Below are 14861 nucleotides of genomic sequence, written 5' to 3'. Positions count from 1 at the left end.
CGACCTGGCGCCAAGATGAACCCGCCGGGACAGGGCGAGACCTGAGCGCTTCTTCGCGTACACCGACATCCGATCCGTGCGGTTCATTGTACGACTTCGTATCCAGCAGACGCCATCAAGCGCATCAATTCCGCGTGGCCTTTCTTGGCCATTTCCAGCGGCGAACTGACCTTCGGATCCTGCTCCGCCTCGACGACGAACCATCCCTCGTAGCCGTAGGACGCGAGGCGGGCGATGATCGCCGCGAAGTCGAGCGAGCCGTCGCCCGGCACGGTGAAGGCCCCTTTCACCACTGCATCGAGGAAGCTCTCCCGTTTCCGGTCGAGCTTGTCGATGACGCTGCCGCGAACGTCCTTGGTATGCACATGGCTGATGCGGGAATGATGGTTGTCGATAACACGCAAAACGTTGCCGCCGGCAAAAGCCAGGTGACCAGCATCGAACAACAACGGCAACGCCTCACCAGAATTCGCCATGAGCAGGTCGAGCTCAGCTTCGGTCTCGATCGCTGCAGCCATGTGGTGATGGTAGGCGATCGGCATTCCCTGCCCGGCACACCATTCCGCGAAAGCCGTCATCTTGCGTCCATACGCCTTGATCTCCTCCTCCGAGAGCCTGGGCTTGGTATCGAGCGGCGCAGAGCGAATACCCTGGATCGAGCGCGCAGTTTCGCCGTAGACGATGCAGGGCGCCTTTGCCGCAACGAAGAAATCCATCTGAGCGCGGATGCGGTCCTTTTCCCGTTCGATGTCCCCATCGAGCAGAAGACCAGAGAACCAGCCGCCGCACACGGAAATGCCAAACCGGGCGAGTATCGGGCCGAGCTCCGTCATGTTCATGGGAAATCGCCGTCCGGTCTCCATTCCCGTAAAGCCGGCGACGCTCGCCTGGCGTAAACACTCCTCCAGGCTCACGTCGTCGGACAGCTCGGCAAGATCGTCGTTCCACCAGGCAATGGGAGCAATTCCAAGTTTTGCTTTCATGGCTCATCACACTCCGATGCGCTGCTTCGCGCGAATTTCTTCTTGTTGCTTGCGCGCGCTTCGAACCGTCTCGCGCGAAGATACCTGGGGAACGCCGACGTCCCAGTCGGCATCGCCAGGAACCCACGAATGCGCATCCGAGACGATCGAAAGTACCGTGGTGCGGTCGTTGCCTTTGGCCCATTCGAGCGCGGCAACAAGGTCGGCGAGGCTCTCGCAACGTCGTGCAGCCGCCCCCATGGACTCGGCGTGCTTGGCAAAATCAACGTGAACAGGATTATCGCGATTCTGAACGCGACAATCGGTCAGCAAATTGTTGAAGCCTGGCGCGCCTTTGAATTGTTGCAACCGGTTGATCACCGCATAGCCACCGTTGTCACAGACCACAACGATCATCTTGTGACCGCTCAGAACCGTCGAGTAGATGTCGGAGTTCATCATCAAATAGGTGCCGTCGCCGACCATCACGATCGGCGTACCGCCGAGTCCGCCAGGCCCGGAATTGGCCATCGCATGGCCCCAACCGGCCGCAACCTCGTAGCCCATGCAAGAGAAGCCGAACTCAAGGTCAAAGGTGTTCGGCGCCTTGACGCGCCAGCCTTTTGCCACTTCGCCGGGCAGCCCGCCGGCGGCTGAAATCAAGGTATCTCTCTCGTCGGCGAATGCGTTCACTGCCTGGACTATCTGCGCGTAGGTCGGCACCGGAGCGTTGCTGGGGGCCTGCAGTGACTCGAGCAGCGCATCCCATTCCCTAAACAGCGTCTGAGCACGCACCATGTGGGCGGGGTCGACGCGCCAAGAGCCGACCGCCGCATCCAGTTCCTCAATCGTCTCCCGCGCGTCGCCCACCACCGCCAGCGCACGATGCTTCACCGCATCGAACCTCGCCGCGTTGATCGAGATGAAACGCGCGTCCGGGCTAAAGGCGGTCCATGATCCTGTCGTGAAATCCTGAAGGCGCGTACCCACCGCAAGGATGACATCGGCTTCGGCTGCGAGCGCATTCGCTGAGGTTGAGCCGATAATTCCGATCGGCCCCGCATGGGCCGGATGATAGTGGGTCACCGCGCCTTTGCCGGCAACCGTCTCCACAATGGGAATTCCACGCTTGACCGCAAACTCCGCGACGACATTTCCCGCCAGCGAGTAGCGCACGCCGCCACCAGAGATGAGAAGCGGCTTCTTCGCGGTCTTGAGCAGCGCTGACGCTTCCGCGAGTTTCTGACGGTCGGGACGCGGACGCGGGATGGTCCAGGTTCGAGACTCGAAGAAGACCTCGGGGTAGTCGAAGGCGACCTCCTGGGTGTCCTGTGGCAGCGCGAGGAAGGCCGGGCCGCAGTCGGCCGGATCGAGCATCGCGGCCACTGCCTGCGGGAGAGAGAAGATGACCTGCGCCGGATGAGTGATCCGATCCCAGTAACGCGTGACCGCCTTGAAAGCGTCGTTCACAGTGACGGTCGGGTCGCCAAAATGCTCGACCTGCTGGAGAACTGGATCCGGCAGCCGGTTGGTGAACGTATCGCCGGCGATGAGAAGAAGGGGCAGTCGATTAGCGTGAGCTGTTCCCGCCGCCGTCACCATGTTCAGAGCGCCGGGCCCAATGGACGACGTCGCGACCATGATTTGCCGCCGAAGCTTGGCCTTGGCGAAACCGATAGCCGCCAACGCCATCGACTGCTCGTTCTGTCCACGCCAGGTCGGCAGACGATCCTGCACCGCCTCCAGGGCCTCGGACAAGCAGGTCACGTTCCCATGACCAAAAATGCCGAAGACGCCGGCGAACAGGGGCACGCGAACACCGTCGATTTCGGTGAACTGTTGAGTCAGCCATCGCACCAGGGCCTGGGCCATGGTGAGTCGAATCGTGGCTCCGGTCATGTGGTCTCCTCCCTCCACGGTTTCTTGGGAACATAGTCTCTTGCATCGAATATTGACAATGACATTTTTTAGCAACAATTATTGCCGACAGTGTCCTCCATTCAGAACGTGCTCGATTGCTTCGCGGGTCGGCTCAGCTCCGACCTCATCGTGAACAAGGATTTCCGGCATGGCTAAACCGAAGCTTTGCATCGGCCTCATCGGTAGCGGATTCATGGGGAAGACTCACGCTTTCGGTTACTCCATCGCCGCGCGCGTCTTCGATCTCCCCTTCGAGCTGGAGCTGCATACGATCGCGGATATTAGCGACGAGGCGGCCGCAAAAGCAGCCTCGGCGCTGGGCTTCGCGCGCGCGACCTCGGACTGGCAGTCGCTCGTGGCGGACCCAGCTATCGACGTCGTGAACATCACCACGCCCAACGCACTCCACAAGGAAATGGCATTGGCTGCGATTGCCCGGGGAAAACATGTGTATTGCGAAAAGCCGCTGGCGCCGCTGGCGATCGACGCCCGCGAAATGGCTGACGCCGCTGAAGCGGCCGGAGTCAAGACGCAAGTTGGTTTCAACTACCTGTGCAACCCTATGCTGGGCCTCGCACGCGAAATGATCGCCGCCGGAGAACTCGGCGAGATACGCGGCTACCGCGGAGTCCACGCCGAAGACTATATGGCAGACAGCGCTGGGCCGTTCACCTTCCGGCATGATCCGACTGGCGGCGGCGCACTGGCCGACATTGGCAGCCACGCATTGGCAACGGCCGAATTCCTATTGGGTTCAGCCGCTGGACCGATCACCCGCGTCATGGGCGATTGCGTCACGATGATTGAGGAGCGTCCGGATGGTAAAGGCGGCCGGAGGCGCGTCGAAGTCGACGATGTCAGCCGAGCCTTCCTTCGTTTCGCGAACGGCGCCTCCGGCTCGATCGAAGGGAATTGGATTGCGACGGGGCGGAAGATGCAACACGACTTCGAGGTCTATGGAACAAGGGGCGCCCTCGCCTTTAGCCAGGAACGATTCAACGAGTTGCATTTCTTCTCGACCGATGACCGCCGTGACCGTCAGGGATTCCGCCGGATCGAAGCAGGCCCGGACCATCGACCATACGGCCTGTTCTGCGTTGCGCCTGGCCACCAGCTTGGCTTCAACGACCTGAAGGCGATCGAAGCCGCGGGTTACCTTGACGCTATTGCTGGACGTCGGCCGGAGCCATTTAACTTCCGCGCTGGCCTGCGCGTCCAAACGCTCGTCGAGACGATTCACGCCTCAAGTCGCGCTGGAACGTGGAAGGACGTTCCTTGAGAAGGTCTTCTCTCGAAAATCACCACGCCGGGCGGCCCCCACTTCTGCGGACGTCACCTACTCCAAAGAACGATCGCGCATGGAGGCTGGCCTCCTTCACCAGCCCTCACAGATTGCGGCTGAGAACACGCTGAGTGGGAAACAGCCGAATCCCCCACCGCCGGGCGACTTCGCCCCAGATGCCCTTCGGCATGAACAGCATGATCAGGATGGCGATGGTGCCGAGCACGACCAGATAGAAGCTGCCGTACTGCGCCAGGTAAGTAATCAAGCCCCACAACATCAGCACACCGATCACCGGTCCCTCGATCGTGCGGACGCCGCCGATCACAACGATGAAGATGACGTAAGCAGTCCAGTCGGTGACGCTAAACGCCGCATCCGGCGAAATGCGCGCCTTCTGAAGGTAGACGACCGCGCCGACCATGCCGGTCGCGAACGCAACCACTATCCAAAGCAGGTATCGAATGCGGCCGGTGCGCACGCCGACGCTCCGCGTGGCGGCGGCGTTGTCCCGGCTGGCCGCGAGCGCGAGCCCCATCCGCGAGCGAGCGAACGCGGTGATGCCGAGGCTCACCATCACCGCAAGCAACAGCGCGATCCAGTAGACCAGCACGTCTCGTGCGGCAGCGGGACGCATGCCAAACAGCGCCTGAACCGGTTTCAGGCCGATCATCTGCGACAGATCCGATGGCGAGATCGACATGCCGGTGCCGCCGCCGAGTGTCTTGAATTGTGCGCAGACGAGCCGCAGCGCTTCCGCCGCCACCCAACTGCCGACGGCAAAATAAGGCCCCTCCAACCGAAACAGCAACGGCCCTAGCATGGCGGCGACCACGGCCGCAAACAGACCGGCGAGCGGGATCGCGAACATCGGATCGACCCGGAGCATGATGATGCCGGCAAACAGCGCATAGGCGCCGAGCCCGACGAACGCCTGCTGCCCGACCGAGACCAGACCGCCCCATCCCGCCAGCACGTTCCACAATTGGGCCAGGGTCAGCATCGTGAACACGAAAATCAGATCCTGAATCAGGTTGCGCGACGCGATCGCCGGCAGCAACGCCAACGCCACCACGATGGCAGCAGCGGCAATCGCTGCTGCGCGCGACAGCGACGTGCCGACGTGTACCCGCCACACCGGCGCGGCTCCGGCGCTCTCGATCTCGATCTTCTCGCCCGCGGCCACCACACTCATGCTCGCCTCGATGGGAACAGACCACGCGGACGAACCATCAACACCACCAGGAAAGCGAGATGGCCGGCGAGAATCTGCCACTCGGGATTGATCCGCGCGCCAATGGTTTGCGCCAGACCGAGCACGATGCCGCCTGCCAGCGTGCCCCACAGGCTGCCCAAGCCGCCGATGATCACCGCCTCGAACGCATAGAGCAGCCGCGCCGGTCCGATCGATGGATCGAAATTGGCGCGGATGCCGAAAGTGATCGCGGCGATCACCGAGACCGCAAGCGAGATCCCCACCGCGACGGCGTAGATGCTGCGCTCGTTGACGCCCATCAGTTGCGCGATCTGCGGATTGTCGGCGGTCGCGCGAAACGCCCGGCCGAGCGACGTACGGTAGAAAAGCAGTTCCAGCAGTGCGACGGCAATAATGGCGGTGAGGAAGGCCGTGAGCGGCGCGAGACCGACGCTCAATCCGCCCGCCAACGTCACCGACGATGACTCGAACGCACCGGCCTGGAGCCTGTGGCTGTCGGCGCCATACGCCAGCAGCAAGCCATTCTGAATGACGATGGAGAGCCCAAATGTCACCAGCAATGGCGGCAAAATGTCGTCCCCAAGCACCCGCTCGAGCACCAGCCGCTGCAAGGCAAAGCCGGCCACAAACATCACCACCACGATCAGCAACGTGGCGACGATCAAGGGAACGCCGAGCACGGTGGTGACGCTGAATACCAAATAGGCTGCAAGCAGGATCAAGTCGCCATGCGCCAGATTGACCAGCCGCATGATGCCGAAAATCAGCGAGAGCCCCAAGGCGAACAGCGCATAAACGCCGCCAAGAAGCACGCCCTCGATCGCCGTGTCCAGTCCGATCATCGCGGCCTCATGTTCCGAAATACGCCGCGTGAATGGCGTCCTGGCTAGCATCCGCCGGCCGGCCCGCGAGCGTGACCCGGCCTTCTTGAAGGCAATAGAAACGATCGGTGCTGCGCAGCGCGCGGGCGATGTCCTGCTCGACAACGATGATGCCGGTGCCGTTGTCGCGAATCCGCGGCAGCATCCGGTAGATGTCCTCCACGATGATGGGGGCGAGGCCAAGACTGATCTCGTCGCATAGCAGAACCGATGGATTGGACATCAGCGCACGGCCGATCGCCACCATCTGCTGCTGTCCGCCCGACAGCACGGTAACGCTGCTGCGCCGCCGTTCATGCAGCACCGGAAACATCCGATACACCGATGCCAGATCCCACGGCGAGGTGCGCTCACCGCCGAACGCGCCGATCAGGAGATTTTCCTCGACGGTGAGCGAGGCAAACAACTGCCGGCCTTCCGGCACCAGCGCGAGCCCCAGCCGCACGATGCTTGCCGCTGGACTGTCGCCGATCGCCCGACCTGCAAGACGGACGGCATCGCTCCGGTTGCGCACCAACCCCGCCAGCGATTTCAACAGCGTCGATTTTCCGGCGCCGTTCGCGCCGATGACTGCCACCGCCTCGCCCTCCCGGAGCTCGAAATCGATGTCGAACAGCGCCTGGAAGTCGCCGTAGAACGCATCGAGCGCGGTGACGCTGAGCAGCACAGTCATGCCGGCACCCCCATGTAGATGGCCTGCACCTCGCTGGAGCGCATCACCTCCGATGGCACGCCCTGCGCCACCACGCGGCCGAAATCCAGCACAACCAGCCGCTGCACCACCGCCAGCAAGGCATGGACCACGTGCTCGATCCAGATGATGGCGATGCCTTGCGCGTGAATGGTCCGAATGGTCGCGATCAGCTGGTGACACTCGCCTTCGGTCAAGCCGCCGGCGATTTCATCGAGCAGCAACGCGCGCGGACAGGTGGCGAGTGCACGCGCCAGTTCCAGACGCTTGCGATCGAGCAGCGGCAGGCTTCCCGCCAACCGGTTGGCCTTCGCCTCAAGCCCGGTCAGCGCCAGCGTCCGGCCGCAGACCTGAACGGCCTCGGCCTCTGCCAGGCCGCCGCCGAACAGCGCGGCGACCGACAGATTTTCGAACACCGACAGATGATCGAATGGCCGCGGGATCTGAAAGGACCGACCGATGCCGGCACGGCAACGGTCTTCCGGCGCAAGATCCGTGATGTCCCTGCCTTCGAGAATGACGCGGCCGGAGTCCGGCCGCAGCATCCCGGTGACGAGGTTGAACAGCGTCGACTTGCCGGCACCGTTGGGTCCGATGACGCCGATCGCTTCGCCGGGCGACAGGCGGAGGTCGATGCGCTCGGCCACCACGATGGCGCCGAACGACTTGGAGACGGCTTTGAGTTCAAGCATCGTTGCGACCCGTTACCGATCGGAAAATGCGAGATGTCCTGGCGTTAACTCAGCGCCTGCATGTCGCCACCGAGCGGAATCTGCGGCGCCTGTTTATTCTCGGTGATCACCATGTCGTATTTGTCGTCGTTCAAGCGCCACTGGCCACCGACCAGCGGCGTCTTGGCGATATTCTTCGCGGCGAACGGCGGCACCTTGTCGGAGCCGAAAGTCACCTGTCCGACGATGGTTTCGAGCCTGGTGGCGCCGATCGCCTTCGCAAGCATGGCACCATCGGTTGAATCACCGGCGCGCTTGATGGCATCGACCGCGACCTCGAACAGCGAATGGACGAAGCCGATCGGCTGGGTCCATTGCTTGCCGGACACTTGCTCGTAACCCTTGGCGATATCCCTGGCGCTGACGCCGGTCAGACTCGATTTGTAGGGATGGTTCGGGGTCCACCACACCTCGGTCGAGATATTGTTGCCGCTCTTGCCCAGCGCCAGAACAGTGGTCGGGAACAACAGTGCCTTGGCAACCGACACCACCTTGGGCTTGAAGCCCTTCTGACGTGACTGATTCCAGAATGTCGTGAAGTCCGGCGGGATGATCACGCCGGTGACGGTCTCGGCGTCGGCGCCGCGGAATGCGGAGATTTGCGAGGAGAAGTCGTCGGTCAGATTCTGGAAGCGGCCCGGATCAGTCAGCTTGAAGCCTTGCTTCGCCAGCACTGGCGGAAAACCGATGGCCTTGTCGCCCCAGGCGTTGCCGTCGGCGTCGTTGGGAAACAGCGCACCAACCGATTTGTTGGTCGCGACCTGCTGCCACATGCCCGTGAAGACGCCGATGACATCCTCGAGGCCCCAAAAATAATGGAAGGTGTAGTCGAACGGCTTCCAGCTTTTGGGATCGCCAGGATTGGCCTGCCGGCCGATGAAATTGGTCTGCCACGGCGCCACGGTGGAAATGCAGGGAACCTGCTCAAGCTCGCATTGCGTCGCCACCGGATTGTTGGTTTCGGGCGTCGCCCCGACCAGGATCAGCGAGACGTTGTCGCGGGTGATCAGCTCCTTTGCTACTTCGGCAGCGCGGTTCGGATTCGACTGGCTGTCCTTGGTCACGACCTCGATCTGGTAGTTCTGCGAGCCGACCTTGATGCCATCCTTGGCGAATTTGCGGAATTCGCCAAGCACGAAATCGTCGGCTTCGGCAAAGGCGGCGAGCGGGCCGCTTCTCGGCGAGACATAGCCGATCTTGATCGGTTTTGCGGCACGAACCGCGGGGGCGAACAGCGTCATCGCGCCGGTCGCGGCGATGCCGCCGGCGAGGCCTTGCAGAACGCGGCGACGATCGATTCCCGCCGCCGGATATCCAAATGTCTTGCTGGTCATATGATTTTCCCTCCTCCCTGTCGGCCGGTGCATAGCCGGCCGCAATTCATTTGCTTGAAAGCCTCGTCAGGCCGCGGCGACGGAAGCCTCGGAGCGCCCCGTTTCGGCGGCGCGGCCGAGCAATTGTCCGAATACGCCGACCAGCACATCCGAAGCGCCCGCCTCAGCTTGCCTGGCCCGCCAGGCGACGTACATGTCCGGTCGCACCACGACGCAGCCGTCCTCATCGACCTCGCTCTGCCGATACCAGTCAGCATAGATATCCTGCGCATCGCAGCCGGCGGGACCGATGCTCACGACATCGACGGGCAAGCCATAGGCCGCTTCGACCGCGGCTGCGGCCGCTCGCCAGCATTCGCCGCCGATGCCGGTCAGCAGGGTGAAACGACCCTTGCCGGCGAGATCGAGCGTCGACTTGCGAACGCCGTGATGCTCGACCCAGACATGGGGAAGATGCGCACCCGGCCAGGTGGTGGCGTGGTAATAGAGCTCGTGGTCGCGGGTGAACGGCGGCTCCGCCGTGCCGTCGGAGACCACGGCGCTGGATGCGTAGCGTTGGTTCATCTCGACGCCGTGGCAGTTGAACTCGTAGCTCTTGTGCGCGATCGCGGCATAAAGCTTCTTGCGCCGCGCCTTGCCCTCCTCGGTCGGAGCCTTGCGCGCCTCGATGTTCTTCCTCGCCTGATCCGGATCGGTGGACGAGAGCAAACCGACCGCCTCGAAGATCGGCGGAAAGTCGCCGATGCTCTTGTTGGCGCGCGTCACGATCTGCTTGCCGACCGGCTGACGTTCCGCCGAGTAACTGTCGAGCAGCGCCGGCGCAGCCTTGTTCTCCAGAACCAGTTTCAGCTTCCAGCACAGATTGTAGGCGTCCTGGATCGAGGTGTTGGAGCCGAGCCCGTTGGTCGGCGGGTGCCGATGCACCGCGTCGCCCATGCAAAACACCCGGCCCGAGGAATAGTGACCCGCATACATTTCATTGACGGTCCAGGTTGAGGTCGACCGGACCTTGACCTCAAGCTTCTCGTCGCCGACCAGATTGCGCACGATCGAAATCGCCTCGTCGTTGGTCAGTTGCCGTTCGCCCTGCTCGATGTCGTAGCCCCAGATGAACAGCCATTCGTTCCAAGGCCGCACCATGCGCACGAGGCCGGCCCCGATGCCGCCGATCTGTGCGCCGGGCTGCAGGACCCAGTACAGAACGCTTGGTCGATGCGCGACGTATTTGGTGAGGTCGGCCTGCACGATGATGTTCATGCTGCCGGCGCGGCCCATCTGTCCCTGCATCGGCAGGCCGATGACCTCGGCGACGCGGCTGCGACCGCCGTCGGCGCCGATCAGGTATTTGGCGCGGATCTCGTAGTTCTCCCCGGACTGCCGATCCTTCACGGTGGCGCTGACGCCATCGGCGTCCTGGACCAGATCGACGAATTCGGTATTGAAGCGAATCGAAGTGCCGCGCTGGCCCGCGGCCTCGAGCAAAATCGGCTCCAGAAAATTCTGCGGCAAGTCGCAGATGCTGACCGGGCTCGCCAGCTCATAGTCGGCCCGCCGCGCCGGATGATTGCCCCACGAATACAGCCGGCCGAGCTCTTCGCCGGCGAGGCTTTCGCAAAACACGTTGTTGGCCATCAGATGCTGCGGGGTCGCCTGGGCAGCGGCCTTTTCTTCGAGGCCAAGATCGCGCAGCACTTCCATGGCCCGCTGGTTTGTGATGTGGGCGCGTGGTGTGTCTGCGAGCCAACCATATTTGGTCACGAGGATATGCTTGACGCCGCACATGCCGAGCAGCGCCGCGGCGGTCCCACCGGCGGGCCCACTTCCAACCACGAGAACATCCGTCTCAACTGTGGTCCTGTCCGTCTTGGCCATTTCCTTCTCCCGATTTCGTTTATGGCGTGCGAGATCGCGTTATTCGGCTGCGGCCATCATCGGCTCCGGCACGACGCCCGCTCCCGGCTTCATCTGAAATTCATAAGCCATGAGGTGCCACGGCTCGGATGCCGGCGTGCCATCGGGCATCAGCGGCTCGTCGTGGCGTTCAATCCTGGCCACGAGTTCGTCCTTGACGCCGAACACCGCGTCGGAATCGAGGTATTGGTCACCCTCGATGAACACATGGGTGACCAATGGCTCAAAGCCTTGTGCCTTCACCAGGAAGTGGACGTGGGCGGGCCGCATCGGATGACGCTTGGTCGCTGCTATCAATTCGCCGACCGGGCCATCCGTCGGGATCGGATAGCTGCAGGGCAGAATGGTGCGGAACGCAAACCGCCCCTCCGCATCTGTAACGAACCGCGCCCGCAGCGAAGGCCCTTGCGTCCCATAAGAGGGTTTTTGCGAATCGTAAAAGCCGTCATCGTCGGCGTGCCAGACGTCGATCTCCGCGCCGGCGAGCGGCTGGCCGGCCAAATCAGTCACGCGGCTGCGTACGAACATCGGCTCGCCGGCGATGCCTTGCGAAATATCGGAGCCATGCGGCGTCGGCTTGTGTTCGCCCACATAGAACGGACCGAGCACGGTCGTCTGGGTGGCACCTTCGCGCTCGCGATGATTCACAGCGTCGACCAGCATCGACACGCCGAGCACGTCGGAGAGCAAGATGAATTCCTGCCGCAGCGGCGTGCAGGCCTGTCCGGTTCGGGTCAGGAAATCTATCGCCCGCTCCCACTCTTCAAACGTGAGATTGGTGCGGCGCACGAGATCGTGGAGCGACGTCACGACCTGTTCGAGAATGAATTTGAGCCTGGGATCCGGCGTTGCGTCAAAGCTGCGGATCACTTCCGCGGTGAGTTCCCGATCGTCGAATTTGCCTGCATGCTTGGCGTCAATAGCGGCGATGCTCATGGCGTCCTCCCGCGCCGGAGGTCCCGGCGATCTGGATTGCTTGTCGTTTTGGGAGGGAGGCTATGCGCGACGGACGGTGTGGGCCTGCACGAAACCGGAGGAATCCTGCACAAAACTGCAAAAATGATGCCCTCTCCTGCCAAGAGGACAAACGACCCGCTTAGCGCACGGACGCGCGATTAGTGGGTGCCCCGGTAGCGGCCCGGGGTCATACCGGTGAAGCGGCGGAACATGCGTGTCAGGTGTTCCTGGTGCGAGAAGCCGCATTGCAGGGCGACATCGGCGATGCTCGAGCCTTCCTCGCAAAGCAGCGCCTTGGCGCGCTCGATCCGAAGATTGAGCACGTATTGATAAGGCGAGATGCCGACGGTCGCCTTGAAGATACGCACGAAATATTCGGTGCTGCGGCCGCAGACGGCGGCCATCATGTCCAGCCGGATGTCGTTCTCAAGGTTGGCCTCGACGAAGTCGCGGATTCGCTGCATCTGCCGATGGTTCAGCCGCTGCGTCTGCTTGCCCGGCTCGGCCGCCGGTGTGTGATAATTGATGGCGATGAAGCGGTTAGCCATCGCCTTGACGATCGGATCGACGAACAGCGATGCGGCCGGCAGGTCACCGATGATGGTCTCGCCGACCGCCGCGGCGAGATGCTCGAGGACGGCGTCCCTCTCGCCCAGCCTTGGCGCCAGTCCGCCGACGACATTGTGGGCGCCCCTCTCCTGATCCGCGAACAGATCGGAGCGAAGATAGATGTGGGTGGTATCGAGCGCGGCACGCAGCGCAACGTCACATTCATGGCCGGCCGGGAGAAAGAACACGCCGCCCTTGGGGATGTGCCGATTAATGGATTTTCCGCCCACGGTATACGTGATATCGACCGGCCCGCCGCGATGCAGAACCATCAGACTGTCCGAGAGCACGTGCAGTTTGCCCTCATAGGCACGTTCGCGCTGGATCGAGGCAAATGCCGAAGACCAGCCGAGGCCCTCGCTCGAGGCGCGGATGTCGGCCTGGAACCGGTGCAGGATACGGTGAGTATCCTCTATCCCAAATACCGGTTTCAATTGCATCGGGCGGCCAAGACAGGTTCGAGACATCTGGCGCGGAAGTGAAGCCCAAACACGTTGGAGTTTCAACAGATGCCGAGAGCCAATGACCGCGCTGTTCCGGGTCCGATTGCTCTGCTGCAGCGCAACACGATGGGCGGATGACGTTGCACGCGCAATCCCGTGTGTCAGCCCGCTGACGCCTGAGACCAATTCTCTTCCGCGAAAATCACAGCTCTTCGAGGCGACGCCACGCATGCAGCACGCGACGGCCACGCGAGCTGAACGCGAAGAAGCAACCACCGCCAGCGGGTTGGTCATGGGCGCGATCAATCTCCAATCCGGAATAATGGCAGTACAGGAGAGTACCAACGCCCCCGTGGCCGACAAAGAGCACGTCGCCCGGCGTGTTGCGCGCCAACACGTGCTCGACCTCGCCGACAATGCGCAGCTGCGCGTCAACCGCTCGTTCCCAGCCACGAATGCTGATGTGGGGTTGCCCGAAGAACTGATTGGCCACCGCCTTGAACTCGTCGGGGACGAGGAAGCCTGTGGCCGAACGGTCGTTCTCGTGCATCGCCTCGCGCACCTCCATGTCGACGCCCAGCTTTGCGGCAACGATCTCAGCGGTCTCGATCGCCTTTCGCTCTGCGCTGGATATGACCTGCGTGGTACCTGACAGCTGTCCCGTGGTTATCACGGCTTCCGTCCGTGCTCTCCCGACCTCACTGAGGCCCCAGCACGGAACGGGAATCGACGGATCGATATTCACCTGAGGATGGGTCAGATAGCGTACGACATTCGTCATGACTGAACGATCACGCTCCCAGGCCTGCTTGCAATCGGCATCGTGTCGCCTCCGTCAATCCGTCTGTGTCGCAACACGCAGGCCGGAGGCGTCGAAGACGTGCACGTCGGGAGTCGCCGCAACGAGCATCACCGTCTCGCCCGGCGACGGCGTCCGGCGGCCGCGCATCTCTGCAACGAACATCCGGCCGTCGACGCGGCGCACATAGGCGAAGGAGGCCTCGCCAAGCCGTTCGACCAGCTCGACGATGCCTTCGGCGGCGAAGGGACCGTCGACGTCCCGGCCAAGATGCTCCGGACGGACACCGACCGTCAGCGCGTCGCCGACCTTCAATGAGGCCGCCGGCAAATCGAAGCCGCGAAAGCCAGGTCCAGCCACACGTGCGCATCCGTGCTCTACACTACCAACCTTGGCTTCGAAGAAATTCATCGCCGGCGAGCCGATGAAGCCGGCAACGAACAAATTTGCGGGTTCATAATAGAGGTCGAGTGGTTTTCCGACCTGCTCGATGCAGCCCTTGTTCATCACGACGATGCGGTCGGCAAGCGTCATCGCCTCGACCTGATCGTGCGTGACATAGACGATCGTTGATTTCAGCAACCTGTGCAAATTCGCGATCTCAACGCGTGTCGAGACACGCAAGGCTGCGTCGAGATTGGAGAGCGGCTCGTCGAACAGGAACACAGCGGGCTCGCGCACGATCGCACGACCGATCGCAACACGCTGACGCTGACCGCCGGAGAGATCGCGCGGATAGCGCTCGAGCAACTCCTCAAGCCGTAGCATGCGAGCCGCTTCCACGACGCGCCGCTCGCGCTCGGTCGGCGGCACGCCAGTGAACTTCAATCCGAACGTCATGTTCTTGCGCACATTCATGTGCGGATAGAGGGCGTAGGACTGGAACACCATTGCGATGCCGCGTTCGGCAGGCGCGAGCGTGTCGACAAGCTTGCCGGCGATATGGATGTGCCCACCCGATGCAGCATCGAGCCCGGCAATCATCCGGAGCAACGTCGACTTGCCGCAGCCTGAAGGGCCAACGAGAACGACAAATTCGCCGTCCCCGACACTCAGGTTGACGTCGTTGAGCACTGTCGTCGCGCCATAACGCTTGTTGAGCTGCTCGATGCGCAGATTGGCCAT

The 14861-nt window shown here is 62.5% G+C and carries 13 protein-coding genes; 1 reads left to right on the top strand and 12 read right to left on the bottom strand.

Annotated features, from left to right (window positions below; translation table 11 throughout):
* Positions 1-83: 83 nt before the first annotated feature.
* A complete protein-coding gene (gene iolE / locus ACP2YP_RS15375) occupies positions 84-983 on the bottom strand; it encodes a myo-inosose-2 dehydratase (RefSeq protein WP_426425102.1) in 900 nt (299 codons plus the stop codon).
* Between the two features lie 6 nt (positions 984-989).
* Positions 990-2861, bottom strand: a complete 1872-nt coding sequence (gene iolD, locus ACP2YP_RS15370; protein WP_426425100.1) for a 3D-(3,5/4)-trihydroxycyclohexane-1,2-dione acylhydrolase (decyclizing) — start codon at positions 2859-2861, stop codon at positions 990-992.
* 169 nt (positions 2862-3030) lie between these two features.
* Between iolD and ACP2YP_RS15365 the strand changes: the two genes are divergently transcribed.
* Entirely contained in the window at positions 3031-4161 is a 1131-nt protein-coding gene (locus tag ACP2YP_RS15365; RefSeq protein WP_426425098.1) for a Gfo/Idh/MocA family protein, read from the top strand.
* Between the two features lie 106 nt (positions 4162-4267).
* On the opposite strand, the gene ACP2YP_RS15360 is transcribed toward ACP2YP_RS15365, so the two are convergent.
* The 10 genes from ACP2YP_RS15360 to ACP2YP_RS15315 all read right to left on the bottom strand — a co-directional run bounded on the left by ACP2YP_RS15360 (position 4268) and on the right by ACP2YP_RS15315 (position 14861).
* On the bottom strand, positions 4268-5359 hold the full coding sequence (locus ACP2YP_RS15360) for a branched-chain amino acid ABC transporter permease (RefSeq protein WP_426425096.1): 1092 nt from the start codon (positions 5357-5359) through the stop codon (positions 4268-4270).
* Positions 5356-6222 carry a branched-chain amino acid ABC transporter permease gene (locus tag ACP2YP_RS15355; protein WP_426425095.1) on the bottom strand — a complete coding sequence of 289 codons (867 nt, stop codon included), beginning with the start codon at positions 6220-6222 and terminating at the stop codon, positions 5356-5358. Before ACP2YP_RS15355 ends, ACP2YP_RS15360 begins: the two co-directional genes overlap by 4 nt.
* 7 nt (positions 6223-6229) lie before the next feature.
* Positions 6230-6934, bottom strand: a complete 705-nt coding sequence (locus ACP2YP_RS15350; RefSeq protein ID WP_426425094.1) for an ABC transporter ATP-binding protein — start codon at positions 6932-6934, stop codon at positions 6230-6232.
* Positions 6931-7644, bottom strand: coding sequence for an ABC transporter ATP-binding protein (locus tag ACP2YP_RS15345; RefSeq protein WP_426425093.1), 714 nt, complete (start codon positions 7642-7644; stop codon positions 6931-6933). The genes ACP2YP_RS15350 and ACP2YP_RS15345 overlap by 4 nt, the downstream gene beginning before the upstream one ends.
* Before the next feature lie 44 nt (positions 7645-7688).
* Positions 7689-8924, bottom strand: a complete 1236-nt coding sequence (locus ACP2YP_RS15340) for an ABC transporter substrate-binding protein (protein ID WP_426426160.1) — start codon at positions 8922-8924, stop codon at positions 7689-7691.
* A gap of 159 nt (positions 8925-9083) precedes the next feature.
* Entirely contained in the window at positions 9084-10889 is a 1806-nt protein-coding gene (locus ACP2YP_RS15335; RefSeq protein ID WP_426425092.1) for an FAD-dependent oxidoreductase, read from the bottom strand.
* A 39-nt stretch (positions 10890-10928) separates the two neighbouring features.
* Positions 10929-11864 (bottom strand): intradiol ring-cleavage dioxygenase, encoded by a 936-nt coding sequence (locus ACP2YP_RS15330; RefSeq protein WP_426425091.1) that lies wholly within the window; start codon positions 11862-11864, stop codon positions 10929-10931.
* 179 nt (positions 11865-12043) lie between these two features.
* A complete protein-coding gene (locus tag ACP2YP_RS15325; RefSeq protein ID WP_426425090.1) occupies positions 12044-13231 on the bottom strand; it encodes a helix-turn-helix domain-containing protein in 1188 nt (395 codons plus the stop codon).
* A complete protein-coding gene (locus ACP2YP_RS15320) occupies positions 13140-13718 on the bottom strand; it encodes a histidine phosphatase family protein (RefSeq protein WP_426425089.1) in 579 nt (192 codons plus the stop codon). The genes ACP2YP_RS15325 and ACP2YP_RS15320 overlap by 92 nt, the downstream gene beginning before the upstream one ends.
* 54 nt (positions 13719-13772) lie before the next feature.
* Entirely contained in the window at positions 13773-14861 is a 1089-nt protein-coding gene (locus ACP2YP_RS15315; RefSeq protein ID WP_426425088.1) for an ABC transporter ATP-binding protein, read from the bottom strand.

The organism is Bradyrhizobium genosp. A (assembly GCF_049949275.1).
Classification (GTDB): Bacteria; Pseudomonadota; Alphaproteobacteria; order Rhizobiales; family Xanthobacteraceae; genus Bradyrhizobium.
This window is presented reverse-complemented; position numbering and strand designations above follow the sequence as displayed.

Excerpts from the sequence above, each read along its gene's own strand:
- iolE (WP_426425102.1), bottom strand. The coding sequence starts at position 983 with ATGAAAGCAAAACTTGGAATTGCTCCCATTGCCTGGTGGAACGACGAT.
- iolD (WP_426425100.1), bottom strand. The coding sequence starts at position 2,861 with ATGACCGGAGCCACGATTCGACTCACCATGGCCCAGGCCCTGGTGCGA.
- ACP2YP_RS15365 (WP_426425098.1), top strand. The coding sequence starts at position 3,031 with ATGGCTAAACCGAAGCTTTGCATCGGCCTCATCGGTAGCGGATTCATG.
- ACP2YP_RS15360 (WP_426425096.1), bottom strand. The coding sequence starts at position 5,359 with ATGAGTGTGGTGGCCGCGGGCGAGAAGATCGAGATCGAGAGCGCCGGA.
- ACP2YP_RS15355 (WP_426425095.1), bottom strand. The coding sequence starts at position 6,222 with ATGATCGGACTGGACACGGCGATCGAGGGCGTGCTTCTTGGCGGCGTT.
- ACP2YP_RS15350 (WP_426425094.1), bottom strand. The coding sequence starts at position 6,934 with ATGACTGTGCTGCTCAGCGTCACCGCGCTCGATGCGTTCTACGGCGAC.
- ACP2YP_RS15345 (WP_426425093.1), bottom strand. The coding sequence starts at position 7,644 with ATGCTTGAACTCAAAGCCGTCTCCAAGTCGTTCGGCGCCATCGTGGTG.
- ACP2YP_RS15340 (WP_426426160.1), bottom strand. The coding sequence starts at position 8,924 with ATGACGCTGTTCGCCCCCGCGGTTCGTGCCGCAAAACCGATCAAGATC.
- ACP2YP_RS15335 (WP_426425092.1), bottom strand. The coding sequence starts at position 10,889 with ATGGCCAAGACGGACAGGACCACAGTTGAGACGGATGTTCTCGTGGTT.
- ACP2YP_RS15330 (WP_426425091.1), bottom strand. The coding sequence starts at position 11,864 with ATGAGCATCGCCGCTATTGACGCCAAGCATGCAGGCAAATTCGACGAT.
- ACP2YP_RS15325 (WP_426425090.1), bottom strand. The coding sequence starts at position 13,231 with ATGACCAACCCGCTGGCGGTGGTTGCTTCTTCGCGTTCAGCTCGCGTG.
- ACP2YP_RS15320 (WP_426425089.1), bottom strand. The coding sequence starts at position 13,718 with ATGACGAATGTCGTACGCTATCTGACCCATCCTCAGGTGAATATCGAT.
- ACP2YP_RS15315 (WP_426425088.1), bottom strand. The coding sequence starts at position 14,861 with ATGGCCAATCTGCGCATCGAGCAGCTCAACAAGCGTTATGGCGCGACG.